Origin of the sequence: Vagococcus acidifermentans (genome assembly GCF_003987655.1) — a bacterium.
In the GTDB taxonomy this organism is placed as follows: domain Bacteria; phylum Bacillota; class Bacilli; order Lactobacillales; family Vagococcaceae; genus Vagococcus_B; species Vagococcus_B acidifermentans.
Genome location: NZ_NGKC01000034.1, coordinates 1 through 1,310, shown reverse-complemented (window position 1 = coordinate 1,310; position 1,310 = coordinate 1). Strand labels below are relative to the sequence as shown.

General features: G+C 44.2%; 3 protein-coding genes. All 3 read left to right on the top strand.

Annotated features, from left to right (window positions below):
- Positions 1-334, top strand: a 334-nt coding sequence (gene tnpB, locus CBF27_RS13965) for an IS66 family insertion sequence element accessory protein TnpB (protein WP_148112317.1), incomplete at its 5' end; no start/stop codon positions are given.
- Between the two features lie 86 nt (positions 335-420).
- Complete coding sequence (locus tag CBF27_RS14445) at positions 421-681, top strand: transposase (RefSeq protein WP_245986127.1); 261 nt, start codon at positions 421-423, stop codon at positions 679-681.
- A 26-nt stretch (positions 682-707) separates the two neighbouring features.
- Positions 708-1,310 (top strand): IS66 family transposase (locus CBF27_RS13955; RefSeq protein WP_148112316.1); only part of this gene is annotated, 603 nt, incomplete at its 3' end.

Below are 1,310 nucleotides of genomic sequence, written 5' to 3'. Positions count from 1 at the left end.
CAAACATATTTTCATCGTTTGCGGCAAGACTGACATGAGACGCGGGATTGACGGCTTAGCTGCCATTGTGACCGATACGTATCAGTTGGATGTCTTCAGCCAAGCCCTCTTTTTATTCTGCGGAGGTAAAATCGATCGTTTCAAAGCTCTTTACTGGGATCAGGACGGTTTCTTACTACTTTACAAACGGTTAGAGTCAGGCAAATTGCAATGGCCCAGAAAAAGAGAGGACGTGCAACAACTGAGTCAACAAGAATTACGTTGGCTGTTGGAAGGACTTTCCCTCCAACAGCCAAAGGCCTTAAAACCAGCTAAACCTGGTTACCTCAATTAAAAACTAACCGAGCTAAATTAGGGGTTTAGCTCGGTTAGTTTGTGTGGTACAATTTTTAAAACAACAACAGAGAGTGGTGCCGCACAATGGAAGAATTGGTCAAACTGTTAACGGAAAACAATGCACGGCTAACAACACAAGTAGCAGATCAAGCAGAACAGATTAAGTCTCTAAATGAGCAGTTAGCTTATTTAACGAAGAAATTATTTGGCTCTTCCAGTGAAAAAACAACGAATGACAATCAATTATCTCTCTTTGAAGATGCACAGGTTTTCAACCGGCGGAGACAACCGAAGAAGAAACCGTCGTCGAACGTGTCAGACGACGTAAAAAACGAAAAGGTCTAAAAGCTTCTTTGATTGCTCATTTACCCGTGGAAGAAATCCATTGTCATTTGACGGAAGGAAACTGCCAGTGTGACCTTTGCGGGAATGATTTGCATCATATGGGGCAAAAAACAGTTCGTGAAGAAGTTGTTTTTATTCCTGCCAGCCTAAAAAAGAAAGTTTACATTGAACACTCTTATGATTGCCTGACATGCCGAACAGCAGGCATTTCTTCCATCAAGCGCGCACCAGCGCCTAAGGCGCCATTGGCAAAAAGTTTTGCTGGTCCAACTGTGTTGGCCTGGCTCTTCCATCAAAAATATGAGATGAGTCTACCGCTTTATCGACAAGAAAAAGAATGGCGTGATTATGGTCTCTCTGTAACGAGAAAAACACTGGCAAATTGGGTTATCCGTAGTGCACAAGAGTGGTTGGCTCCTATTTACGACCGACTGCGCCAGACATTGAGTCAGGAAGAAGTCATCCATGCCGATGAGACGCCTGTCCAAATTTTAAATCGTTCAGATGGCCGTCCCGCGACCTCTGATGGTCGCATGTGGTTATTCCAAACACTGGATAAAGCCGACCATCCCGTTGTTTTCTATCATGCGTCTCTGACGCGAGAGCGTCAGAACATTCTCGATGTCCTG

Bases quoted from the DNA above. Each gene is read 5' to 3' on its own strand.
- CBF27_RS14445 (WP_245986127.1), top strand. From the start codon at position 421: ATGGAAGAATTGGTCAAACTGTTAACGGAAAACAATGCACGGCTAACA.